Raw genomic sequence first — 24,311 nt, forward strand, 5'->3', positions numbered from 1 at the left:
TACGTGGACCCGACGGGGCGGGGGGGATGCTGCCCAGGTAGGGACGTGGTTGTGCCCCCGGCAGGACTCGAACCTGCGGCCAAGCGCTTAGAAGGCGCCTGCTCTATCCACTGAGCTACGGGGGCCGGACAGTGGCCGCGGCTGTCTCCGCCCCTGGGTGGTTCCGTGACCTCGTATCGCGGGGTCAAGGATAGGGCGTCGCAGGCATGCTGCCGGGCGCTTCACTCGCGTGAACGCTTGTGGAGGTTCGGTGAAGCGGTCCGATAATCGCAGGCAAGGCCAAAAGGTGCACCGCTTTTGACGGGTCGAAATCCTGCTGTTGTGCAGTCGTTATGCCGGTGGCTCATTCTGTCCCCTGCCTCCCGTACGTCACACGGGGAGCCCTAGCGGGCCGAATAGGGCAAATTGCCACGAATACGCTTCAAATGTTCCGCGTAGTGCGGCATTCTGCCATTGTGGTGATCTTGGACGTACGGCCCGAACTGATCGACGCGCTGTCCGCTCTGCGTGACCGTGTCGACGCCGCGCGTTTCCCCTTCCCACTGCCCGGAGCGGCCCGGGCCCGCCGCACCCGGCAGGAGCTTCTCACCCAGCTCGACGACTATCTGGTCCCCCGGCTCAAGTCCCCGGAGGCGCCGCTGCTGGCCGTCGTCGGCGGCTCCACCGGCGCCGGCAAGTCCACGCTCGTCAACTCCATCATCGGACGCCGCGTCAGCGCCTCCGGGGTGCTGCGGCCCACCACCCGCATCCCCGTCCTCGTCTGCCACCCCGAGGACCGCGCCTGGTTCGCCGACCCCCGGGTGCTGCCGCGGCTCACGCGCACCTGGTCCGTCAGGCAGCGCACCCGCGCCGACGAGGACGGCCCCGACCGGGCCGAGACCGAGCGCTCCGCGGCCGCGGAGGGACGGCCGGCCGAACTGCGGCTGGAGACCGACGACTCCCTGCCCCGGGGCCTCGCGCTCCTCGACGCCCCCGACATCGACTCCCTCGTCACCCGCAACCGGGAGATGGCCGCCGAGCTCATCTGCGCCGCCGACATCTGGATCCTGGTCACCACCTCGGCCCGCTACGCCGACGCCGTGCCCTGGCACCTGCTGCGCACCGCCCGGGACCACGACGTCACACTCGCCACCGTGCTCGACCGCGTCCCGCACCAGATCGCCGACGACGTCGGCGGCCACTACGCCGCGCTCCTGGCCAAGGCCGGACTCGGCGACGTCCCCCGCTTCACCGTCCCGGAACTCCCCGAGTCGGCCGGCGGCGGCGGACTCCTGCCGCAGACCACCGTCGCCCCGCTGCGCGCCTGGCTGGCCCACTGCGCGGAAGACCCGGCCGCCCGGCAGCAGGCGGCCCGCCGCACCGCGGTCGGCACCCTGGACTCGCTGCGCCGCCGGCTGGCCTCGCTCGCCGGCGCCTCGGCGGCCCAGCACGCCGCCGCCGTACGACTGGCCCGTGCGGCTGAAGACGCCTACCAGTCGGCCGCCGACACCATCGACACGGCGATCCGCACCGGCCACCTGCTGGCAGGCGAAGCCCTCGCTCACTGGCAGGGCTATCCGGCCTGCGGGCCCGAGGCGCTGCAGCGCACCCTCACCGACGAACTCGCCGCGCTGCTGCGGACCGAGACCGACGCTGCCGATGAGCGGATCGCCGAGGCCTGGCGGCGCGATCCCACCGGGACGGCGCTCCTCGAAGCGCCCGACACCCGCCCCGACCGCGACCGCGTGGCCGTCGCCGCCCGCATCGACAAGGGGGTGCGGCGCTGGCGCCAGACCCTCGCGGACCTCGCCTACGCCGAGGTTCGCGCCCTGCGCGCGGCCGAACGGCCGCCCGCCGACCCCGAGGACGTCACCGCCCTGCTCGTCACCGTGGTGCTCGGCGGCCGGGCGGGACGCGCCGCCGGCGAGCAGCTCGCCGAGACGGTGGGCGCGCAGTCCGCGCTGTCGCTGTGCGACACCGCGCGGGACCGGCTCGACGACGCCGTCGCCGCCCTGATGGGTGGCGAGCGCGAGCGGCGGCTGGCACCCGTCGACCGCAACGACGTCACTCCGGCCCAGCAGTCCGCACTGATCGCCACCTTGTCCGTACTGCAGAAGGAGAGGTGATCGGGTTGGCCACCACCCGACCGTCCCAGGCGGCCCACGCCGCATCGGCCGCCGTCGTCCGCTCCGGCGTTGCCACCCGCGGCGACGCCGACCCGCTGGGCGAGCGGATCGGCGCGCTCGGCGAACTCCTCGGCCTGTCGCGGACCCGCGTCAGCCCGGACGCGCTGGCCGAGCCGACCGAACTGCTGGCCCGCGTCGGGGAACGCCGGCGGCTGTCCCCCCACCACACCGTGGTGGCCCTGGCCGGTGCGACCGGGGGCGGCAAGTCGACCCTCTTCAACGCGCTCGTCGGACGGGAACTCTCCCGCACCGGCGTACGCCGCCCGACCACCGCCCGCCCGATCGCCTGCACCTGGGGACCGGAGCGGGCCACCGGACTGCTGGACCGCCTGGGCATCGCGCCCGAGGACCGCCACACGGGATGGGACTTCCCCGTGCAGGCGGCCCCCGGCGGGGCGGTCGGGGCTTCTCGGGGCCCTGCACACTGTTCAGTTGGCGACGAGGCGGGGACCGGTGAGGATCCCGGCGACGCCAAGGAGCGAAGCCTCGAAGGGCTGGTGCTCGTCGACCTCCCCGACCACGACTCCGCCGCGACGGGGCACCGCGAGCAGGTGGACCGCCTGCTGCGGCTGGTGGACGTCGTCGTGTGGGTGCTGGACCCGGAGAAGTACGCCGATGCCGCTCTGCACGAGCGCTATCTGCGGCCCCTGGCGGGGCACGCCGACGTGACCGTGCTGCTGCTCAACCAGGTCGACCGGCTGCCCGGCGACGCGGCCGATCTGGTCCTCGACGACCTGAGGCGGCTGCTCGACGAGGACGGGCTCGCGGTCGGCGAGCACGGAGAGGCCGGGGCCGTCGTGCTCGCCGCCTCCGCTCTCACCGGGCAGGGCCTGCCGGACCTGCGCGCCACGCTGGCCCAGATGACCGCCGAGCGCGCCGCGTCGGGGCGGCGGCTGGCGGCGGACATGGACCACGCGGCGAGCACGCTCCATCCGCTCTACGTCGGCGAAGGCGGCGCCGGGCTCACCGATCCGGCGCGGGAGGAGTTCATCGACCGGCTCGGCGACGCGGTGGGCGCCTCGGGAGCCGGTCAGTCGGCGGAAAGGGAATGGGGACGTGCCGCCCGGGACGCGTGCGGCACACCGTGGACTCGGATGATCGGGGAACGGGCGGGCAGCCAGGGCTGTTCCCGATTCGGCCGGAAAACGCCTGGTTCACGCGTTCGAGTGATGAGGGCGCCGGCGGCCCGGCCGCCGGCCGCCCGAACGGCCGCCGGCCCCCCGGCCCGCCGCCCGCGGCCCGCCGGGTCCCGCGCCTCCAGGTCCGCCGTGGACGAGGCCGTGCGCTGCCTCGCCGCCGACGCCGCCCGCGGGCTCCCGGCGCCGTGGGCCCAGGCCGTCCGGGAGGCCGCGCGGCGCGGCGGCGAGGAACTGCCGGACGCGCTCGACACCGCGCTCGAACGGGCCCGGCCGGGCGGTCCCGAGCGGCCGGGCTGGTGGTCGGCCGCCGCGGGAGTGCAGTGGCTGCTGATGACTCTGGTTCTCACCGGCACGGTCTGCCTGGTCGCGGTGCTCACCGGCTCGCTCGGCTGGGCGTGGTGGCTGCCCCTGGCCATGATCGCCGCCGGAGCGGCCGGCGGCCCGCTGGTCTCGGCGGCCTGCCTGCTGGCTGCCCGCGGGCCGGCCCGGCGGTACGGCCAGGCCGTCGAGCGGCGGCTGCGGGACGCCGCCGCGGACTGCGGGCGGGCACGCGTCCTCGAACCGGTCGCGGCCGAGTTGATGCGGTACCGCGAGGTCCGCGAGCAGTACGCGGTCGTCGCCGGAGCCGCTCCAGGACCGCGTCGCCACTCACACGAGTGACGAAGATATCCACAATCTCGCGGTTATCCACAGATTCCAGCCGATTTCTCCATGAAGGCCGGAATTCGAGCACGATGTCCTCAACGCGGTCCGCACGGGACCGCGGGTGATGGAGGAGGACAGTGCGATGAACGAGACCTTGCTGACCGTCGTGGGGAATGTCGCCACCGAGCCCGAGACGCAGGTGACGGCCACGGGTGTGAGCGTCACGCGGTTCCGGCTGGCGACCACCACGCGCCGCTTCGACGCCGAGCGCGGCGCCTGGACGGACGGCCCCACCAGCTTCTACACCGTGCGCGCGTGGCGCGCGCTCGCGGGGAACATCAAGGATTCGGTCTGCCTGGGCGAACCCCTCGTGGTCCAGGGCAGATTGAGGATCCGGGAGGAGGAGGTGGAGGGGCGCCGCTTCGTGTCCGCGGAGATCGACGCGCAGTCCCTCGGCCACGACCTGTCGCGCGGCGTGGCCCGGTTCACCCGCACCCACTCCAACCCTGCGGCGCCACGCCGGCAGTCAGGAGCCCCCGCGCCGCCGCAGCCCACAGCGGTGCCGTGACCCGGGGGGACGCGGGCAGGCGCTCACCGGGCGGGCCGAATTCCGCCGGGCAGCGTCGTACCTGGCGGACATCGTCGCCGAGCTGCGAGCGATCCGACGTTCCGGCCCGCCATGCTCGCGGTTCCCGAGAGCTTCGGCTTGGACGACGAGGAGGGCGCGTAGGCACCTGCTGGGCCGTCTCGGGGCCGTCTCCGGGCCGTGCGGGGATGATCGAGGAGCCTGACGGCGACCAATGGCGACGAACGGCGACCAATGACGACCAATGACGACCGGCGACGAGGGCCGGTCACCGGCGGCGCGGCGAGGGAGCGCGGGTCAGTGCAGGCCAGGAGCCTGGGGCGGGCCGCTGGAGTACCCATTCGCCCCCATGGGTGGACGTACGGCAAGATGGGGTGTATCTGCCCTCACACGGCGGAGCCGCACATTGGCCCCTCTCGAATGCCGGACGGTTTCTCTTGGCTGAGTACATCTACACGATGCGCAAGACGCGCAAGGCGCACGGCGACAAGGTCATCCTCGATGATGTGACGCTGAGCTTCCTGCCCGGTGCGAAGATCGGTGTGGTGGGCCCCAACGGCGCCGGTAAGTCCACCGTGCTCAAGATCATGGCCGGCCTGGAGCAGCCGTCGAACGGCGACGCGTTCCTGTCGCCCGGGTACAGCGTCGGGATGCTGCTGCAGGAGCCGCCGCTCGACGAGTCCAAGACCGTGCTGGAGAACGTGCAGGACGGTGTCGCGGAGACCAAGGCGAAGCTGGACCGCTTCAACGAGATCGCCGAGCTGATGGCGACCGACTACTCCGACGAGCTCCTCGACGAGATGGGCAAGCTCCAGGAGCAGCTGGACCACTCCAACGCCTGGGACCTGGACGCCCAGCTGGAGCAGGCCATGGACGCCCTGGGCTGCCCGCCCGGGGACTGGCAGGTCACCAACCTCTCCGGTGGCGAGCGGCGCCGCGTGGCGCTGTGCAAGCTGCTGCTGGAGGCGCCGGACCTGCTGCTGCTGGACGAGCCCACCAACCACCTGGACGCCGAGTCCGTGCAGTGGCTGGAGCAGCACCTGGCGAAGTACCCGGGCACCGTCGTCGCCGTCACCCACGACCGGTACTTCCTGGACAACGTGGCGGAGTGGATCCTCGAGCTCGACCGCGGCCGTGCGATCCCCTACGAGGGCAACTACTCCACCTACCTGGAGAACAAGGCGTCCCGTCTGAAGGTCGAGGGGCAGAAGGACGCCAAGCGGCAGAAGCGCCTCAAGGAGGAGCTGGAGTGGGTCCGCTCCAACGCCAAGGGGCGGCAGGCCAAGTCGAAGGCGCGACTGGCCCGCTACGAGGAGATGGCCGCAGAGGCCGACAAGATGCGGAAGCTGGACTTCGAGGAGATCCAGATCCCGCCGGGCCCGCGCCTGGGCTCGGTCGTCGTCGAGGTCGAGCACCTGTCGAAGGCGTTCGGCGAGAAGGTCCTGATCGACGACCTGTCGTTCACGCTGCCGCGCAACGGCATCGTGGGCGTCATCGGCCCCAACGGAGCCGGCAAGACCACCCTGTTCAAGATGCTGCAGGGCCTGGAGCAGCCGGACTCCGGCACCATCAGGGTCGGCGAGACGGTCAAGATCTCCTACGTCGACCAGGGGCGCGCCAACATCGACCCGAAGAAGACGCTGTGGGCCGTCGTCTCCGACGAGCTGGACTACATCAACGTCGGTCAGGTCGAGATGCCGTCCCGGGCGTACGTGTCGGCGTTCGGCTTCAAGGGCCCGGACCAGCAGAAGCCGGCCGGAGTGCTCTCCGGCGGTGAGCGCAACCGGCTCAACCTGGCGCTGACGCTCAAGCAGGGCGGCAATCTGCTGCTCCTCGACGAGCCGACCAACGACCTCGACGTCGAGACGCTGTCGTCGCTGGAGAACGCGCTGCTGGAGTTCCCGGGTGCGGCCGTGGTCGTCTCCCACGACCGCTGGTTCCTGGACCGGGTCGCCACGCACATCCTCGCGTACGAGGGCGACTCCAAGTGGTTCTGGTTCGAGGGCAACTTCGAGTCCTACGAGAAGAACAAGGTGGAGCGGCTCGGAGCGGACGCCGCCCGGCCGCACCGCGCCACCTACAAGAAGCTGACCCGCGGCTGATGGCACGCCACGTCTTCCGCTGCCCCCTGCGCTGGGCGGACATGGATGCCTACGGGCACGTCAACAACGTGGCCTTCCTCCGGTACCTGGAGGAGGCGCGGATCGACTTCATGTTCCGCCTGGCGCCGGGGGAGGGGGACGCGTCCTTCACCGGTGGTTCGGTGGTGGCCCGGCACGAGATCGACTACCTGCGCCCGCTGGTCCACCGGCACGAGCCGGTGGTCATCGAGACGTGGGTGACGGACATCAGTGTCGCGTCCATGACCGTCCGCTACGAGGTCAAGGACGAGGACGTCCTCTACGCGAAGGCGTCGACGGTCGTGGTGCCGTACAACCTCGCACAGCAGCGGCCGCGGCGGATCAGCGCGGAGGAGCGGGAGTTCCTGGAGAAGTACCGGGACGACGAAGGGGTCGTGGCCGCATGACGGTGCGGCTGGGGCTCGCCGGGGATCCCGGCGCCGTCCAGGCCGTGGAAGGCCGGCTGGCGGCGTTCCTCGGGCGATTGGTCCGGTGGGACAAGACCGCGGTGGTGCGGTTGCGTTCGGCCGAGGGCGAGCCGGCGCTGGGAGTGTTCGGGCACCCGCCGTTCGGCGGGGTGCTCGCGGTGCAGAGTCTCGCGCTGGGCGGCCCGGCGGTGGCGGCCCCGGTCGACGCGACGGTGTCGGCGGGGGAGCTGCTGGAGGGGCTGGGCACGACCGGGCGGAGCGCGGAGTTCGCCGTCCCCGCGTCGGTCACCGGACCGGCCTGGGCGGGGCTGCTGCCACCGCGCGGCGGCTGGCACCGCGAGGCCGTACTGGAACCCGGGGCGGTCCGGGAGGCGGCGGCGCGCACGGTCGCCGAGTTCCGCTCGCGTTCCGAGGAGCTCGTCCCGCACCAGCGGACCCGGGCCGAGATGGACGCGCTCGCCGAGGAGTTGTGGACGAGGCCGCTGCCCGGTCCCGTCCGCGGGGTCACGCTGCGGATGGTGCACGCCGCGCACGCGCTCGGCTTCCTCCAGCCGGGAGCCGTGGCGGAGGCGGCCGGCGAGCGGATCGCCGTGCTGTCCGCCGGGCCGTGGCTGCGGCTGCGCACCGGCTACGGGTCGGTCGCGATGCGCAGCGCGTCGGCCGCGTCGGGGCTGACGGTCTCCCCGCGGTCGTAGTCGGGCTGACCGGGGCCCTGACGCCGGCGCCGGCCCGGGCGGCCGTGCGGCGCCCGGACCGGTCCCTTGGCGGGTCAGTCCCGCTGTTCGGGCTTGGCCTCGCCGGGGCGGTCGGGCCACACGCCGATGTGGTCGGACTCCAGCTCCAGCAGTACGCGGGTGCGGATGTCGAGGGCGTCGGTGTAGTCGCGGGGGAGCTGCAGGCGCCCGGCACGGTCGACGGTGGCGTACTCGCGGGCGACCACCGACTCCTGGCCGTGCTCGTCGACCTCGGTGTGGCGGACGACCTCGGAGGCGGTGCGGCCGTCACGGATGGCGACCGTGCGGCGCACCGCGTTGGCGACGGCGTGGTCGTGCGTGACGACCACGACGGTGGTGCCCAGCTCCTCGTTGGCGGTGCGGAACGAGGCGAAGACCTGCTCGCCGGTCGCGGAGTCCAGCTCGCCGGTCGGCTCGTCGGCGAGGATCACCGAGGGGTTGTTGGCGAGGGCGACCGCGATCGCCGCGCGCTGCTGCTCGCCGCCGGACATCTGCCCGGGGCTCCGGTCGTGGCAGTAGCCGACGCCGAGCATGTCCAGCAGCTCGGTGGCGCGGGCGGCACGCTGCCGCTTGGCACGGAAGCCGCCCCGGCGCCCGGCGAGCTGCATGGGCAGGATCACGTTCTGGGCCGCGGTCAGATAGGGCAGCAGGTTGCGGGCGGTCTGCTGCCACACGAAGCCGACGACGTCGCGCCGGTAGCGCAGCCGGGAGCCGGCGTCCATGGTGAGCAGGTCGTAGCCGCCGACGGAGGCCGCGCCGGCGGTGGGGACGTCCAGCCCGGCGAGGATGTTGAGCAGCGTGGACTTCCCGCTGCCCGACGCCCCGACCAGCGCCATCAGCTCGCCCTTGCCGACCAGCAGGTCGAGGCCCTGCAGGGCCTGCACCTCGACGCCGTCCGCGGTGAAGATGCGTACCAGCCGGTCGCAGGTGATCAGCGCGTCCTCGCCGTACGCGGGCCCCCGGCGGCGCGCGGTGACCTCCCGCTCCAGCTCCGCCAGGCTCCGCACTCCGCCGCCGTCGCGCACGCTCGTCGCGCCGTCGGCACCGGTGGTGCCGCTCGCACCGCCGCTCGCGGCGGCCGCCTCGTCCGTACCCTGCCGCACCGTGTCCTCGCCAACCTCGCCGCTCATGTCCGGTCCCCCGCTCTCAGTTCCTGGCTCTCTCGCCGTCGCCCGCTCACCCACGCCTGCGCCAGCAGCACCACGCAGGCCAGTACCACCAGTCCGGCCGACGGCAGGGCCAGCGACCACACGTCGGCGTGCAGGCCGAGTCCGAAGTCGACCGGGGCCAGGGACTGCGGCCCGGTCCCGAAGGTCAGCGACCGCAGGTCCACGCCCGGCCCCAGCAGCGGTATCACCGCCAGGCCGACGAGGACGCCGCCGATCGCGGCCAGCAGTGCCTGCGGCAGCATCTCCAGCAGCACCAGCCGCCGCGACTGCCGCTTCGTCATGCCCATCGTGCGCAGCCTGGCCAGCAGCGTGGCCCGCTGCGGCGCCGCCTGCAGCAGCGACAGCAGCAGGGCCAGCGCGCTGTACAGGGCCCCGGCCGCGACCGCCCACAGGTAGATGGTGCGGGCGCCGTGCTGGAGGGCGCTGTCGGTCATCGCGGCCCGCTGCTCGCCGCGGGTCAGCACCGTCACGTACGCGGTGCTGTGGCTGGCCGTCCGGTGCAGCGCCGCGGCGTCGATGTGCCGGCCCGGCGCGTCCATCGCGAGCAGTGTCGTCGCGCCCAGGTACTGGTGGAACGCGGCCATGTCCGGGTGGACGGCGGCCAGTTGGGCGGACGACACGATGACGAAGTTGTCACCCGGCGCGGCCGGGGTGGTCGGCAGCGTGCCCGCGCGGCGCACCTGGATCTCCCCGACGCCGGCGGAGATGGGCGCGGTGTCGTGGCCCAGGGCCTGCGCCATCTTCGTCGACAGCACCGCGGGCAGCGGTCCCGTGCCGTGCCAGCCGCTGTACACCGAGGCCGGGAACGCGGGCAGCCCGATCTCCCGGGTGAGCGCCGCGTAGTCGGCCGGGGCGACGATCACCAGTGAGTACGGCATGGGGAACTGCGTGTTGGGCCCGTTGGGTTCGACCCGCGCGGTCACCACGTGCCCGACGCCCGGCACCTTCTTCACCTGGCCCGGAAGCTGCTGGGGCAGCGCGGTCGCGGCGTCGATCCGCGCGTCGGCGCCGACCGTGGCGGTCGCCGCACGGTCCCGCCCGTGGTCGATGCCGGCGAGCACCGAACCGCCGAACGAGGCGACGGTCAGGGCTACCAGCAGGGCCAGCAGGGGCAGTTGGTTGGTCGACGGCGTGCGGCCCGCCCGGGCCAGGCCCAGATGGGTCACCGCTCCGGTCAGCCGCGAGGCCGGGCGGGCCAGCAGCCGCAGCGGCAGCGGATAGACCCGCAGCAGCACCAGGGCCGCGGCCACCGCGACCAGGACCGGCGCGGCGGCCAGGAACGGGTCCGTGCCGTGACCGGTGCCGCGCTGCCGCAGGGCCACCACCGCGCCCACCACCAGCACGGTGACGGTCAGTTCGGCGACCAGCCGGCGGCGGGAGGGACGGGCCGCGGCGATGTCCTCGCGCTCGGCCGGCCGGGGCCGCCGGGCCGCCCAGGCGCCCCGCAGCGGCAGCGCCACCACGGCGATCACCGTGACCAGCGCGCCCAGGAACACCGACATCGTCCAGCGCTGGGTGGGCAGGACCAGCAGGGCGAGCGCGATCCCGAGGACCCCGCCGGGCAGTGCGGCCGCCGTGGTCTCCCCGGCGAGCCGCCGCGCTATCCCGCGCAGCGAGCCGCCGCGCGAACGCATCAGCGCGATCTCGGGCCGCCGCCGCTCGGCGGCCAGGCCGCCGGCCATCAGCAGCACCGCGAACGCCGTGGTGCCGACGCCGATGGTGGCGATCAGCACCAGCGGCCACGCGGCCGTGCGTGCGGCGCTGAAGTCGTCCAGCAGTGAGCCGATGTTGCCCTCGATGTGCGCCATCGACTGGGTCCTGTTCTGCAGGGTGACCGCGACCGGCCCGCTGTCGAACGAGGCCAGCTCGCGCTGCAGCGCGGGGACCTGGTGCGCGGCCAGCGCGCCCGTGTCCAGGGGGTGGTGCCAGTACATGGTGACGCTCTGGTCGAGCACCGGGACGCTCAGCATCGCCGAGATGTCCACCAGCACGGTGAAGTGCCAGTAGGGCTTCGCATCGTCGCCGGGCGGGACCGGCGGCACCGAGACCAGCGGGCGCTGCAGGTCGTTGTCCTCGTTCCAGTACGCGGCGGCCGGGTCGCGCGGCGCGACGATGCCGACGACGGTCACCGCGACGTTGGTCGGCGGGACGCCGTTCAGGTGCACGACCTGGCCGACCCTGATGTGCAAGACCTGCGCGATCTTCTGGGTCACGACGCCCTCGACGGCCTGCCCGTTGCGCGAGTGCACCTGGCGCGGCAGCCGCCCGGAGACGATCCGCACGTGGTCGTCCAGGTGCTGCTGCCAGACCAGGGACGCGGCCGGGAGGTGCTCCGACATGCGCGGGATCTGCGGGTCGGGGACGTCGACCTCCCTGGCCTGGCGCATGCCGACCACGGCCTGGCCCTTCAGCAGCCGCAGCGGGGGTGCGACGAGCTTCTGGAACTCGTCCTCGACCATCTGCATCCGGTCGATCGACGGGGGCTGCGATCCGTCCATGGCCGTGGCGGACCAGTCGTCCATCACCGAGATGCCGCGCGTGTGCACGGGCGCGCTCTGCACGGCCCGGCGCAGCGCGGTGTCCTCGTAGCGGTCGACCGCGCGCGGGAGTGCCGCCGCCAGGAACGCGGTCACCAGCACCAGCAGGCCGGTCGCGACCGCCGCGGCCGGCGCCGACCGGAGCCTGACCCGCACCCAGTCCAGCCCGTCCCGCGCCTCCGGCCCCGACGCGCCGTCCGCCCGGCCACCGCCCGTCCGGCCGGCCGTCTCCGGCCCCTCGGGCTCCGGGCCGCCGGTCTGCCCGGCTCCTGCCTCCACGCCGCCCCGCTCCGCGTTCTGCTCGTCCGCCATCTCAGTCCTCCCCCTGGCGCCGCAGCGCCGACGCCGGATCGCCGCGCCGCAGCGCGGTGGCCACCACCACCAGCAGCGGCACCACCAGCACCACCCCGAGCAGCTCGGCCAGCGGCCCGACCGGCATCGACACCCGCAGTTCGGGCACCGGCCGGGTGGCCTGCGTGGTCAGCACGATCAGCGGCGTCACCAACTGCGTCAGCAAAGCACCCAGCACCACCCCGACGATCAGCGAGACGAGCACCAGGAGCCCCTGTTCCGCGGCGATCATCCGGGCCAGTCTGCGGCGCGGCGCGCCCAGGGCCCGCAGCACCGCGAACTCCCCGTTGCGCTCGCGGATCGCGCCCACCGACGCGACGGCGAAGCCGACCGCGGCGAGCACGGCCGCCGCGATCACCGCCGCGGGCAGCGCCGACTGCGGGCCGGCGCCCAGCGGGTCGCCGCGCAGCTCGTCCGCGGACTCCTCGCGCACCAGCACGGTGTCGACGTCGGTGCGGCTCCGGAGCGCCGCCGCCACCTTCGCGCTGTCGCCGGGCGCGGTCGCCAGCCACCACTCGGAGGGCGTCAGGGGGCGGGCGTCGTTCGCCTGCAGCACCTGGTCGAGGGCCCGCAGGTCGAGCAGCAGCGCCCCGGCGTCCTTGGCCTGCGTGACCGTGTCGACGGAGGCGCCGGTCGCCGGGGCGTCGGAGAACGTGGGGTCGTTGCCCGTGGCGGGCATCTCCTTGACCGCAGCCGTGATCCGCACCGGTATGACGATCTGGTTGATCTGCACGTTCACCTGGTTCCCGACCTTCGCGCCGACCGCATTGAGGTAGGAGTCGGTGGCGATGCCGGCCAGCGCCGGCAGCGGGCCGGAGTGGTCCGTCCGCAGCCGCAGGGTGATGCCCGGCGTCTCGCCGTAGGGCTGCGGGATGTTGATCTCGGAACCGGTGGTGTAGTCCACGGTCATCACCGGGCCGCCGCTGAAATCGGGGTCGGTCGCCGCGGGGTTCACGACCCCCGGCAGCGTGTTGGTGGCCTCGTTGTCGTAGGCGGCGAACGACGACCAGGACGAACGGGCGGGCATCCGCAGCATTTTCGTGCTGCCGTTCCGGTCGGTGGTCTGCACGGCGGAGATGGTCAGCCGGCCCTTGTCGGCCTGCTGGGGCACGGCATAGGCCATGTCGATGCCGGTCAGCTGGAGCGATCCGGAGGGGGAGCCCTGGCTGCCGGACTGGGCGGCCAGCGACAGGACGAGCCGGTGCGGCCTGCCGTCCGCCGGAAGCTGGCCGGCGCTGAAGGGGTAGTCGACGCCCCAGGCGTCGGTCAGGTTGGCCACGATGGCGGCGGGCGTCGCCGTGGCGTCCGGCCGGCCGTCGGCCTTCCCCAGCGCTGTCAGCGTCGCGGTGAACGTGATGTCGCGGGTGGTGCCCGGCACCATCGGGCCGCTGGCGGTCCCGCTGGTGGCGGTCTGCAGCGGCTTCATCAGGTCGGCCGCCTTGCGTCCGCCCGTCAGGTCGGAGCGGAACAGCATCGTGCTGCCCGCCGACTTGGTGTCGACGGCGAGGGCGGTGGCGTGCCTCTGCTCGGTGAGGAGCAGGTCCTGGCGGGTCGCGGGGGTGGCGGCCTTGATCCCGGGCGTCGAGGCGAAGATGCCGGCCTGCCCGAAGGGCGGGGTGGTCATGCCGGTGACCCGGATGTCGGAGCCCACCGCGAAGTCGGCCTGGTCGCGCTGCGAGCGGTCCCAGCTCGCGCCCTGCCCGATCGCGAACATGCCCATCGCGACGGCCAGGACCAGCAGCAGCGCGGCGCCCGCGCCGCGGCGGGGCCGGCGGGCCAGCTGCCAGCCGGCCAGCGGCCACGCGAGGCCGCGGCCGCGGGCCGCCCGCCGCTCGCCGAGCTTGGCGACCACCGGCAGCAGCCGCAGCACGAGCACGGTGCCGGCCAGCAGGCACAGGGCCGGCGCGGCGACCAGCACCGGGTCGATGCCGAGGCCGCCGCCGGTGGTCGTGCTGAGGGCGCCGCCGCCGGAGGCCCTGCGGTGCAGCTGCCAGAACGCGATGCCGGCGACCAGCAGCAGGGCGACGTCGCCGCCGGCCTGCACCGCCCCGGGGACGGCGCCGCGCCGGAAGCGTGCCGCGCGCTGCACCGCGAAGGCGCCCCCGGACCGCAGCGCGGGCACCACGACGGCGAAGGCGCAGGCCAGAGCGGCGACCACGGCGACCAGCCAGGCCCCGGGGCCGCCGGCGCCGTTCAGGCTGACGCCGGTGCGGGCCATCGCGCCCGTCCCGGCCAGCAGGCGGGTCACCGGACCGGCCAGCAGCGGGGCGACGAGGGCCGCGGGCACGGCCAGCAGCAGCGCCTCGATCGTGGCGAGCCGTCCCACCCGGGCCCGGGAGCCGCCGCGGGCCCGCAGCAGCGACGTTTCACCGGCGCGCTCCTCGGCCAGCAGCTGGGCGACCAGCAGCAGGGCGAACGCGGCCAGGATCACCAGCTGCAGCGCGCCGATCAGCAGCGTGGAGCGGGTGACCAGCATGCTGCGGCGCAGCGAGTCGATCAGGTCCGGCAGCGAGCTCTGGGACTGCGCCTGACCGGTGGCCCGCGCGTTCTGCAGGTTCTCCAGCGTCTGCTTCACGGAGTTCTCGAGCGTGCCCATCCGCGCGGCGGACGCCTGGCGGAAGTCGCCCACGGCCTGCCAGACCATGGCGGCCGACGCCACGCGGCCCGAGGTGAACGTGCCGCCGTCCACCACCATCGGCCCGTAGGTGGTGAAGGCGACGGTGTGCACCCCGCGCCCGTTCAGCGGGTCGAGCTGCCAGTACGGGGAGGTGCTGTCGGTCGGCTTGTAGACGCCGGTGACGTGGATCCGCAGCGGCGGGCCGCCCAGCCGGTTGGTCAGGGTGACGGACGTGCCGGGCGTGGTCCGCAGCGCCTCGGCGGCGACCTGCGGCACGGCCACGTCGACCTCGGTGGCGCCCTTGGCCGCGGGCGCCGGCCAGGAGCCGGAGACCAGGGTCAGGCGCGACCGGTCGAAGGTCGCCAGCAGGGTCAGGTCGGGGTCGCTGCTCTTGACGCTGCCCGGGGCCCGCAGCGAGAACGGCAGCCCGTACGGTCCCGACTGCGTGCTGCGGTGCACCGTCGCGGGCGGGCTGCCGAACGATCCGGCCAGTTGCCGCTGGACGGCGGCGTCCAGCGGGCCGGGCGCGGTGCCGGAGACGTCCGCCCGCACGTCGACGGTCGCCCGGTCGGCCGCCTGGTGCTGGAGCGTCCTGCGCAGCGCCGCGTCGCCGATGGCGCCGGTGAACGCCGTGAAGGTGGCCAGCACGCAGGTGGTGAGGACCACGGTCAGTGCGGCGGCGGCGAGCAGGAGTCGGTGCGCGCGCACGCGCAGCAGGACAAAGCCGGTCACCAGCATTCCCCCCGTTCTGTTACTGAGCGGATGCTCTCAAAGGGGGGCGCACTGTTGAACCATGGCGGAGATTGTCGCAATGCGATCGTGACCGACCGCACGGCGAAAAGGAATCCCGCAGTCCGGCAGAAAACCGTCTGCGGGGAGGAAATCCCAGGTCAGCCCGCTGTGTTGACCATCGAAGCGGCCGCATACACCAGGTAGTCCCAGAGTTGCTGCTCGTGAGCGGGCTGCAATTGCAACTCGTCGACAGCGGTACGCATATGGCGCAGCCACGCATCGTGAGCGGCCCGGTCCACGGCGAAAGGCGCGTGGCGCATGCGCAGCCGCGGGTGCCCGCGTTCGTCGCTGTACGTGCGCGGGCCGCCCCAGTACTGCACGAGGAACAGCCGCAGCCGCTCCTCGGCCGGGCCCAGGTCCTCCTCCGGGTACATCGCCCGCAGCTCCGGGTCCTCCGCCACGCCCTGGTAGAAGCGGTGCACCAGCCGGCGGAAGGTCTCCTCGCCGCCCACCAGCTCGTAGAACGTCTGCTGCTGGAGCGCGCCGCGCGGGATCTCAGTCACCCCCCTATGGTCGCAGACGCCCCGGCCGAGGACCCCGGTCGTAGGACCCCGGCCCGGGGAGCACGATGGAACCATGGCCGGGGCTGCCTACGAGGCCGGTTACGACGAGCGCTACCGGGTGGCGGCGCGGGCCCTGCGCGCCCGGATGGTGCGCAGGATCGTCGCGGGCGGCGGGCTCACCGACCCGGCCTGGCGGGCGGCGTTCGCCGAGGTGCCGCGGCACCTGTTCGTGCTCGGCTACGGCCTGGACGAGCCGCCGGCCGACGACGGCGATCCGCGCCGCGGGCTGCGGCTCCTGGCCTCCGCCTACGCGGACCGGCCGATCGCCACGCACGTGGTCGGCGGCGAGCTGGTCTCCTCCAGCAGCCAGCCGTCGCTGATGGCCCTGATGTGCGAGGCCCTCGAGGTGGACGACGGCCAGCGGGTGCTGGAGATCGGCGCGGGCACCGGGTACAACGCGGCGCTGCTCGCGTACCGCCTCGGACCGGACACCGGCACCGTCACCACCATCGACATCGACGAGGTGATCACCGGTGCCGCCCGTGCGCACCTGGACGCCTACGGGACGCCCGAGGCCCGCTCGGTCGCCGTCGTCACCGGCGACGGGGCGCTCGGCCACGCCGCCCGCGCGCCCTACGACCGGATCGTGGCGACCTGCGGGCTGCCGTCGATCCCCGAGGCGTGGACGGAGCAGTGCCGGCCCGGCGGGCTCGTCCTCGCGCCGCTGGCGACCGGACTCGTCCTGCTCACGGTGCTCGGACCGGGGCGGGCGGAGGGCCGCTTCCTGCACACCCCCGCGTTCTTCGTGTCGCTGCGCGGCGCGGCCGCCGGCAGCGCGCACCGCCGCCTGGGCGACGAGCTGTTCGGCGGCCGGCACCCGGACCGCAGCCGGTTCGGCATGACCGTGGACCGGGAACGGCAGTGGCTGTGGCTGGACGACCCCGGCGGCCCCGACACCTGGGAGATCACCGGCTGAGCGGCCGGTGCGGCGGTGTGCGTACCGCTCAGCGGGTCGGCTCCCACACCGACGCGTCGTGCGCGAACAGCACCCGCCTCGGGTCGAACTCCAGCAGCCGCCGTGGCCAGTCGTCGGGTTCCGGCAGCGGGGGGCGGGCGCCTTCGGCGACCGCGGTGGCCGCCAGCCGGGACGCGGCGAAGTCGGAGGCCGTGGCGTGGGTCTGCCCGGCGAGGACCACCGTGCCGTCGGGCCGCCTGACGACCAGCGACTGGTGCCCCGCGGTGTGCCCGGGCGTCGGCACCACCCACAGGCCGGGCCGCACCTCCGCCTCGCCGGACAGTTCCTCGTACGCGGCGCCGGGGAAGTCCACCAGGTGCTCGGGGGTGTGCTCGCCGCCGCGCACCAGCGCCATCTCCGCGGCCTGGACGAGGATCGGGGTGCCCGCGAACAGCGGGTTGCCGCCGATGTGGTCGAAGTGCAGGTGGCAGTTGACGACCACGGACACGTCCCCGGGCGCGAGACCGGCCGCGGCCAGCGCCTCGGACAGCGGGCGCCGGAAGGGCCGGTAGTGCGCGTCGGTCCCGGCGTCGGCGGTGCCGATGCCGGTGTCGAACAGCAGCACCTCGCCGCCGTGGCGCACCAGGTAGGCCAGTGCCGGTTCCACGCGTGGCGCCCCGCCGGCGGTCTCCGTGCCCGGCCGGACGAACCAGCCCAGGTCCAGGCGGCGCACCGCGGGCTGCTCTGCCATCGGATCGGCTCCTTCCGGCCGGAACGCGGGCCCGGTCAGGCCCGCATGAGGGTGATCGTCGTCCAGGCGCCCACGTGCACCCGGTCGCCTTCGGCCAGCGGCACCGGCGTGTACGGCCGGATCGACTCCTCCGCGAGGTTGACCGTCGTGCCGTTGGTGGAGTCCTGGTCCACCACCGACCAGGTGCCGTCGGCCTGCCGCACCAGCACCGCGTGCTGGTGGGACACCCCCGGGTCCTCGGGTGCCCGGGACAGGTCGATGTCCGGCGCCTCGCCGGTGCTGTGCCGGCGACGGCCGATGGTGACCTGGTGGCCGTCCAGCGGCAGTCGCACCTCGGGCGAGAACGCGGGGAAGTACAGGGCCTGCGCGTCCGGACCGCTGCGGGCCATCATCGCGGTGAAGTACTCGCGGTCCGCCGCGACCACCACCGTCCACGACGTGCCGCGGTCCGGCTGCTGCGGCACGACCGTCGGCACCGAGGAGGGCGCCGGGGAGACGGCGGTGGCGGACGACGCCGGGGCGGGTGCGGACGGGACGGCGGTCGCGGCGGGGCCGGCGGCCTGACCCGGGTGCGGCACGGGCACCGAGGGTGGTTCGAGCAGGAAGTCGCCCGACCCGGCCAGCGTCACCGACTCCGAAGGCACCGGCTCCGCCGGGCGGTTGATCTGCGAGGGCCGGGACCGCTGCGACTCGTGGCGCTGGTACGGCGGATAGCCCGGGGCGGTGGGCGGCACCCCCGTGGGCGCACCGGTCGGCACGCCCGTCACCGGGCCGGGCGGCATCCCGCGGCCCGGCGCCGGGACCGGCCCGAGCGGCGACGCGGCCGCCGGGGCCCGGAAGTTGTACCGGCACTCCTCGCAGAACAGCGCCGCGCCCTCCCGGGGCGTGCCGCACCGCGGGCACGCCTCGACCGCGGCCGTCAGGTCCGGGGCGAACCCGGGCGGCTGCGGCGACGACGGCGGCGCCGACGCGGGCGACACCGACGACGAGGAGTAGGACGACGGCTGGTGTGAACCGTGACTCGACGCGGTCGAGGCCGGGGGCGGAGTCATCCGCATCCCGCAGACCTCGCACCAGTCGTCGGTTCCCGACTGGTGTCCGTTCGGACAGATCGGCATGGCACCGGCTCCCCCTCCGCCCACCGGGGGCGGATCCACAGGTCGTGCGCGAGCACTATGTACCCGTCGGCTACTTCTTCACGCGTACGGTCTTCGTCGACCGCGTCTCCAAGGTCATCTCGTCGGCGTCGGCCACCCTGGCCTTCAGCCGCACAGTACCGCTCGCCGCGTCGACGACGTCGACGACCTTGGCGAGCAGCTTGGCCGTGTCCTCGTTGCCCGACGCGCTCGCCAACTGCACGGCGCGGCCCAGCTTCGCGGTCGCGCTGTCCAGGTCGCCGGCCTTGCGCGCCTCCAGTCCCTGCTGGATCACCTGGGCGAGTTCGGCCTGCCCCGTGTAGTGCGCGACCTGCGGGCTGATCCGGGTGGAGGCGGCCATGTCGTCGGTCCACACCGCCCGGACCAGGCCCTGCGCCAGCACCTCGGAGGCACCGCCGGACTGCGGCAGCACCAGCGACACCCGGGCGGCCAGCATCTCCTGGCCGATGCCGGCGGCCGGCACGCGCACGCACACGTGGTAGTCGCGGGACTCGTCGCCCCACGACCCGGTCGGGTAGTCGCCGGCCCGCGGACCGGCCTCGGTGCGGCGGCCCGTGAGGTCCTCGACGGTCGGCGCCACCTGCTTGACGTAGGCGATCTCCGAGCCCTGCGGGGTCCACAGGCGCAGCGCGACGTCCGCGACCTCCTTGCCCATGGCGTTCTCCATCATCGCCTGGAAGTCCGCGGCCAGGCCCTCGGGATCGGCGACGATGTCGACCGAGCCGAGCATCGCCGACGCGATCCCGGTGAGTTCCTTGACCTCCCAGTCGGTGCCGACCCCGCGCGCGTCGCACGTGAAGCGGCCCGCGCAGGCGGCCAGGGCGGCCTGCAACTCCTCCGGCTTCTCGTGCTCGTTGCGGCCGTCGGTGAGCAGGATGCCGTGCCGTATCGCCACGTCGCCGGTCGCCAGCAGCCGGTCGGCGAGCTTGAGCCAGGTGCCGATGGCGGTGCCGCCGCCCGATGTCAGCTTGCGCAGCGCCTGCTTGGCCTGCGCGCGCGTCGCCGGATCGGCCGTCGCCAGCCCGCCGTCGGCCGGGTAGACCTCCCGTGCCTGGTGGGTACCGGCGACCACCGCGAAGGCCACGCCGTCGCGCAGGGTGTCGATCGCCGCGGCGGTGGCGTCGCGGGCGTTGCGCATCTTCGTCGGCGGGTACTCCATCGAGCCCGAGCAGTCGACCATGATGACCACCGCGGCGCTCGTCCCCGGCGCGCCGTCCAGCGGCCGTCCGCCGGACGTGCCGCCGCCGGTCGCGGTGACCGTCACGATGGCGTTGACCTCGCGGGCCCCCTCGGGCAGGAACTCGTTCTGGTAGACGTCGACGCTGAACTGCGGAACGTTCGACTTGGAAAGACTCGGCATTGCCCACCCCTGTGCTCGTGAAGCCCTCTTGCCTGACCTGCTGCCCCGACCCCGCTCCGGTCCGCGGCGCCGCCGCGGGCCCGGCCGCTCCCGGACCGCCCCGGTCTTCCGGGTGTCCAGGTGTCCGCGCGTCCGGGCGTCCGGGTGTCCGGAGTGCCCGGGCCTCCGGACACCCGGGTCCTCCCCGGGCTTCCCCCGCCGGTTCAGGCGGAGGGGGATCCTGCCCGCGACACGGCCGCCGGGAACGGCAGCACGGCGACTGTTACGTTGTCGTGGCCGCCGCCGTCCAGCGCCAGGCCCAGCAGGGCGCGGGCGCTGTGCAGCGGCCGGGCGCGGGCGTCGGCGGGAACGGCCTCGGCCATCTCCGCCGCCGACTCCGCGTAGTTCCACAGCCCGTCGGTGCACACCAGGATCACCCCGGGCTCGTCCGGCTGGAACGCGGCGACGTGCGGATCGACCTCCACCGCGTCCGCGCCGAGCCACCCGGTGATGGCGTGGGCCCGCGCGTCCGCGTAGGCCTCCGCCTCCGACATCAGCCCGGCGGAGACCATCCGGGCCGCCCACGAGTCGTCCTCGGTGAGCCGCGACGGCGGCCGCGTGCGGTCGTCGGGGATCCAGTAGGCGCGGCTGTCGCCGATCCAGCCGACGGTGAACACGTCCCCGGTCACCACGGCGCTGACGCAGGTGCAGGCCGGGGCGTTGTGGTGCGGCCGGCCGCCGGGCTCGGGCTCCTCGTCGGCGAGTGCGGTCACCGCGTCGAACGCCGCCATCAGCGCGCCACGCATCGCGTCGTTCGCGCTCGCCCCCCGCTCCAGCGCCTCCAGCAGCGCGTCGCTGCCGGCCGCCGAGGCGGCCGCGGAGGCGTCGTCCGGCCGGTACGCGGTGGACACGCCGTCGCACACCACCGCGGAGACCGCGGGGGTGCCGTCGGGCAGCGAGGCCGCCGCGAGGGCGAACGCGTCCTCGTTGCGGTGGTGCCGCAGGCCGCGGTCGCTGACCGCGGCCACGCCCTCCAGCTCCTTCTCCTGGTGGTCGCGCTGGCGCGGCTGGGCGTGCCCGCAGTGCTCGCAGTAGCCGTCCTCGTCCACGCCGCCGAGGCCGCACGCGACACACACCGGGCCGCTGTCCGCGGCCGCCGCCGGTTCCTCCTCGCGCGGGTCGGACAGGCGGCTGGGCACGCTGAGCACGAGGGTGTCCTCGGCGCCGTCGCCGGCCCCCTCATCGGCCGCGGCCCCCTCACCGGCTCCGTCGCCGCCGGGCGCGCCGTCACCGGCGTCCGCGCCGGCCGTGCGTCCGGCCGGCACCGCGGGGGCGGCGGCCGGTCCGGCGGACGGCGGGGCGATGCGGAACCCGCCGGAGGCGTGCCCGTCGCCCTCTCCCGCGCCGCTCCCGCCGGGGGCCGCGCCGGGCGGGGTGCCTGCCGCGCCCCGCGGGCCGGGCGGCGCCTCGGCGGTGCGGGCGGCGGCCGGCGGGGCCGTCACGTCCTGGCCGCAGTGGCCGCAGAAGCGGTCCTCGGCGTCGAGTGGTTCGGCGCACGCCGGGCAGGCCGCGGGGATCGCGGGGGCCGCGGAGGGCGCTGACTCGGGCAGTGGTGGCATGTGGTTACACCCAGGTCCTGGGGCGGAAGCGGTTGGCGCGCTCCACCAGTTCGATCCTCGCACCGTCCTGGCGGGCGAGCCGGGCCAGCACCCGGTACGAGCGCTCCAGGCCGAACCGCAGCCCGCGCTCGCTGAGTTCGGCGCCGAGCACGCCCTGTCCCGCCCCCGACGGTACGCCCGCAGGGGCGCCGTGGGGCGCGCCGACACGTCCGGCCAGCACCCAGTCGAGCGCGCTGCCGAGCACCTCGGTCGCCAACTGCTCCCGCCGGTCGCTGTCCAGGCCCTGCCGCTGCAGCGCCTCCACCTGCAGCGCCGCGGCCTGCAGGTCGGACAGCAGGGGATCCTGGGGCGAGCGGTCCCGCAACCGGGATCTGATCGCCGCGACACGTGCCGCGGTGAAGTGGATCGACGACTCCGGCACCGACTCCAGGGTGCGCACGGCCCGTTCCCGGTCGCCGGACTTCAGCAGCACGCGGGCCAGGCCGAACGCCGCGCTGACGTAGGCCCGGTCGGTCGTCCACACCAGCCGGTAGTACTCGGCGGCATTGTCCAGCTGGCCCAGCACCTCGGCGCAGGCGCCCAGCGCCAGCTTCGGCGCGGGCTCGCCGGGGAAGGCGTCGTAGACCGCGTCGAAGCTCAGTGCGGCGGTCGTGTTGTCGCCCTGGCACAGCGCGCTCAGCCCGCGGTGCCACACCACGCGCCAGTCGTCGCCCTCCTCCGCGGCCTCGTCGGTGAGGTTCCGCATCACCTGCCGGGCGCCCTCCGCGTCGCCGAGTTCGAGGCGGGCGCGCAGCTCGCGCAGCCGCAGCTCCGGCGACTCGGCGGGTGCCGACGCGAGGGCCGCGACGAGTTCGGCGGGTGCGGTGGCCGAAAGCCCGGCGAGGAAGCCCGCGTTGGGGTCGGAGGGGTCGACGTGCGGGACGGGCAGGGCGAGTGCGGCCGCGACCGGGTCCATCCGTGCCATCGCCGGGGCGCCGCCGCGCAGCCCCGGGACGCCGGGCAGTGCGCCGCCGCGGCCGGTCAGCGCCGGCGGGGGAGGGCCGAACCCGGCCGGGACCGCGCCGCCCGCCGGTCCGGCGGCCCTCGCGGGCGGGTTCGCCCGGTCGCGCCTGCGGGCCGCCTTCTCCAGCGCCCGGTCCGCACCCAGCACGGACGTGTCGCCGAGCAGGGGCATCACCAACTCGGTGTCCACCACGCGCAGTTCGGGGCCGAACAGGGTGGACAGGGCCGGCCGCGGCACGCCGGTCTCCAGCGCCACGACCTCCCGCAGCACACCGAGGAGCTGGTCGGACATCTCCTCCGCGGAGGCGAACCGCTTGCCCGGGTCGGGGTCGGTCGCCCGCACCAGCAGGCGGTAGAACGACTCGTACCGGGAGAACACCTCGATGTTCGCCGGGTCCGGCAGGCTGTCCACGAACACGTTCGTGTAGCCCTGGAAGTCGAAGGTCAGCACCGCCAGCGTGCGCGCCACGGTGTAGAGGTCGGACGCCACCGACGGACCCACCTCGGCGACCTCGGGCGCCTGGTAGCCGACCGTGCCGTAGATCGCCGACTCGGTGTCGTCCATCCGCCGGACGGCGCCCATGTCGATGAGCTCCAGCCGGTCCTCGGTCTGGATCGCGTTGTCGACCTTGAAGTCGCAGTACAGCAGGTTGCGGCTGTGCAGGTGGCCGAGGGCGTCCAGTGCCTCGATGGCGAACGCGATGGCCTGCGCGACCGGCAGCGGTTCGCGCCGGCCGTCGGGCGTGCGGCGCTCGTTGGCGATCTCCTTCAGCGACTTGCCGCCGACGTAGGCCATCACGATGTAGCCGTCGAGGGTGCCGCTGCGCTGGTCGAGGTGCTCGACGAAGTTGTAGATGCGCACGATGTTGGGGTGCTCGATCTCGGCGAGGAACCGCCGCTCCGAGACCGCCGCGGCCAGCGCGTCCTCGTCGCCGGTGTCCAGCAGGCCCTTGAGCACCACCCAGCGGTCGGAGACCGCGCGGTCGATGGCCAGGTAGATCCAGCCGAGGCCGCCGTGCGCGAGGCAGCCCACCACCTCGTACTGCCCGTGGACGACGTCGCCGGGGCGCAGCTTGGGCGAGAACGAGTACGGGTGGCCGCACTTGGTGCAGTAGCCCTCGGTACGGCCCGGGCGGTCGCCGCGGCTGCGCCCCACGGGGGACCCGCAGTCGCCCTTGCTGCAGTACCGCTTGCGCTCGGGCACCTCGGGGTTGCTCATGACGGCCGCGACCGGGTCGGGGCGCGGGATCGGTGGCACGCTCACCAGGCCGGCGCCGAGCTTGCCGCGCGACGGGCCGCTGCCGGTGCCCTTGCTGCTGCGCACCGACACCGAACGGCCGCTGCCGGAGCCCGACATCGCCTGTGAGAGCCGGCCGGAGACCGAGCGCCTGGACGCCTGCGAGGTGGACCGCGACGAGCGCGAGGAGCGGCTGGACGAGGAGCGGCCGGAGTCCGCCCCGGCGCGGGCCGCGGGGATCGCGGGGGAGGCCTGCGCGGGCGGCAGGGACGTGCCCTGCGCCGGCGGCACGGCGGCGGGCACCGGTGCCAGGCCGCAGGTGTCGCAGTACAGCACCCCGCCGCCCATGTCCTCCAAGGTTCCGTCGCACCCTGGCCGTTGGCACTTGCTCACGGTCTCCCCCTCATCCTTCCCCTGACACACGACGTGACGCCCGACGGCACTCGCGGCACCGGCGCCGCCGCT

17 protein-coding genes and 1 tRNA gene are annotated in these 24,311 nt (G+C 74.4%); 8 read left to right on the forward strand and 10 right to left on the reverse strand.

What is annotated here, in order from left to right; translation table 11 throughout:
* Nucleotides 1-52 precede the first annotated feature (52 nt).
* Nucleotides 53-125 (reverse strand) — tRNA-Arg (locus tag BMW99_RS03150).
* 339 nt (nt 126-464) lie between these two features.
* Here BMW99_RS03150 and BMW99_RS03155 point away from each other — a divergent pair.
* From BMW99_RS03155 to BMW99_RS03180, 6 genes are all read left to right on the forward strand, one after another.
* Nucleotides 465-2,105: a dynamin family protein gene (locus tag BMW99_RS03155; RefSeq protein WP_069464398.1), complete on the forward strand. Its 1,641-nt coding sequence runs from the start codon at nt 465-467 to the stop codon at nt 2,103-2,105.
* Nucleotides 2,106-2,110: 5 nt separating this feature from the next.
* Nucleotides 2,111-3,964 carry a GTPase gene (locus BMW99_RS03160; protein ID WP_245791163.1) on the forward strand — a complete coding sequence of 618 codons (1,854 nt, stop codon included), beginning with the start codon at nt 2,111-2,113 and terminating at the stop codon, nt 3,962-3,964.
* Nucleotides 3,965-4,091: 127 nt separating this feature from the next.
* Nucleotides 4,092-4,517: a single-stranded DNA-binding protein gene (locus tag BMW99_RS03165; RefSeq protein WP_079138551.1), complete on the forward strand. Its 426-nt coding sequence runs from the start codon at nt 4,092-4,094 to the stop codon at nt 4,515-4,517.
* 455 nt (nt 4,518-4,972) lie between these two features.
* A complete protein-coding gene (gene ettA / locus BMW99_RS03170; RefSeq protein ID WP_069464395.1) occupies nt 4,973-6,637 on the forward strand; it encodes an energy-dependent translational throttle protein EttA in 1,665 nt (554 codons plus the stop codon).
* Nucleotides 6,637-7,062, forward strand: a complete 426-nt coding sequence (locus tag BMW99_RS03175) for an acyl-CoA thioesterase (protein WP_069464394.1) — start codon at nt 6,637-6,639, stop codon at nt 7,060-7,062. Before ettA ends, BMW99_RS03175 begins: the two co-directional genes overlap by 1 nt.
* Nucleotides 7,059-7,778: a hypothetical protein gene (locus BMW99_RS03180; RefSeq protein ID WP_069464393.1), complete on the forward strand. Its 720-nt coding sequence runs from the start codon at nt 7,059-7,061 to the stop codon at nt 7,776-7,778. Before BMW99_RS03175 ends, BMW99_RS03180 begins: the two co-directional genes overlap by 4 nt.
* Nucleotides 7,779-7,852: 74 nt before the next feature.
* Here BMW99_RS03180 and BMW99_RS03185 read toward each other — a convergent pair whose 3' ends face one another.
* From BMW99_RS03185 to BMW99_RS03200, 4 genes are all read right to left on the reverse strand, one after another.
* Nucleotides 7,853-8,947, reverse strand: coding sequence for an ABC transporter ATP-binding protein (locus tag BMW99_RS03185; RefSeq protein WP_079175905.1), 1,095 nt, complete (start codon nt 8,945-8,947; stop codon nt 7,853-7,855).
* Nucleotides 8,944-11,835, reverse strand: coding sequence for an FtsX-like permease family protein (locus BMW99_RS03190; protein ID WP_079138953.1), 2,892 nt, complete (start codon nt 11,833-11,835; stop codon nt 8,944-8,946). The genes BMW99_RS03185 and BMW99_RS03190 overlap by 4 nt, the downstream gene beginning before the upstream one ends.
* A 1-nt stretch (nt 11,836) precedes the next feature.
* Nucleotides 11,837-15,229, reverse strand: coding sequence for an FtsX-like permease family protein (locus BMW99_RS03195; protein ID WP_245791164.1), 3,393 nt, complete (start codon nt 15,227-15,229; stop codon nt 11,837-11,839).
* 152 nt (nt 15,230-15,381) lie between these two features.
* On the reverse strand, nt 15,382-15,786 hold the full coding sequence (locus BMW99_RS03200) for a globin (RefSeq protein WP_069461959.1): 405 nt from the start codon (nt 15,784-15,786) through the stop codon (nt 15,382-15,384).
* Nucleotides 15,787-15,859: 73 nt separating this feature from the next.
* Between BMW99_RS03200 and BMW99_RS03205 the strand changes: the two genes are divergently transcribed.
* The gene (locus tag BMW99_RS03205; protein ID WP_069465858.1) at nt 15,860-16,762 is read left to right on the forward strand and encodes a methyltransferase domain-containing protein; all 903 of its coding nucleotides are present in this window, start codon (nt 15,860-15,862) and stop codon (nt 16,760-16,762) included.
* Nucleotides 16,763-16,790: 28 nt separating this feature from the next.
* On the opposite strand, the gene BMW99_RS03210 is transcribed toward BMW99_RS03205, so the two are convergent.
* Nucleotides 16,791-17,492: an MBL fold metallo-hydrolase gene (locus tag BMW99_RS03210; RefSeq protein WP_069465859.1), complete on the reverse strand. Its 702-nt coding sequence runs from the start codon at nt 17,490-17,492 to the stop codon at nt 16,791-16,793.
* Nucleotides 17,493-17,527: 35 nt separating this feature from the next.
* Nucleotides 17,528-18,226: an FHA domain-containing protein gene (locus BMW99_RS42860; RefSeq protein ID WP_322899769.1), complete on the reverse strand. Its 699-nt coding sequence runs from the start codon at nt 18,224-18,226 to the stop codon at nt 17,528-17,530.
* Between BMW99_RS42860 and BMW99_RS42865 the strand changes: the two genes are divergently transcribed.
* Nucleotides 18,216-18,488 (forward strand): hypothetical protein, encoded by a 273-nt coding sequence (locus BMW99_RS42865; protein ID WP_322899770.1) that lies wholly within the window; start codon nt 18,216-18,218, stop codon nt 18,486-18,488. The genes BMW99_RS42860 and BMW99_RS42865 overlap by 11 nt on opposite strands.
* 192 nt (nt 18,489-18,680) lie before the next feature.
* Here the strand turns inward: BMW99_RS42865 and BMW99_RS03220 are convergent, their stop codons facing one another.
* From BMW99_RS03220 to BMW99_RS03230, 3 genes are all read right to left on the reverse strand, one after another.
* Complete coding sequence (locus tag BMW99_RS03220) at nt 18,681-20,009, reverse strand: vWA domain-containing protein (RefSeq protein WP_069465861.1); 1,329 nt, start codon at nt 20,007-20,009, stop codon at nt 18,681-18,683.
* A gap of 203 nt (nt 20,010-20,212) precedes the next feature.
* Entirely contained in the window at nt 20,213-21,607 is a 1,395-nt protein-coding gene (locus BMW99_RS03225; RefSeq protein WP_075016187.1) for a PP2C family protein-serine/threonine phosphatase, read from the reverse strand.
* 4 nt (nt 21,608-21,611) lie between these two features.
* Complete coding sequence (locus tag BMW99_RS03230) at nt 21,612-24,194, reverse strand: serine/threonine-protein kinase (protein ID WP_075016188.1); 2,583 nt, start codon at nt 24,192-24,194, stop codon at nt 21,612-21,614.
* Between the last annotated feature and the right edge of the window lie 117 nt (nt 24,195-24,311).

The organism is Actinacidiphila rubida, assembly GCF_900110255.1.
GTDB classification, from domain to species: domain Bacteria; phylum Actinomycetota; class Actinomycetes; order Streptomycetales; family Streptomycetaceae; genus Actinacidiphila; species Actinacidiphila rubida.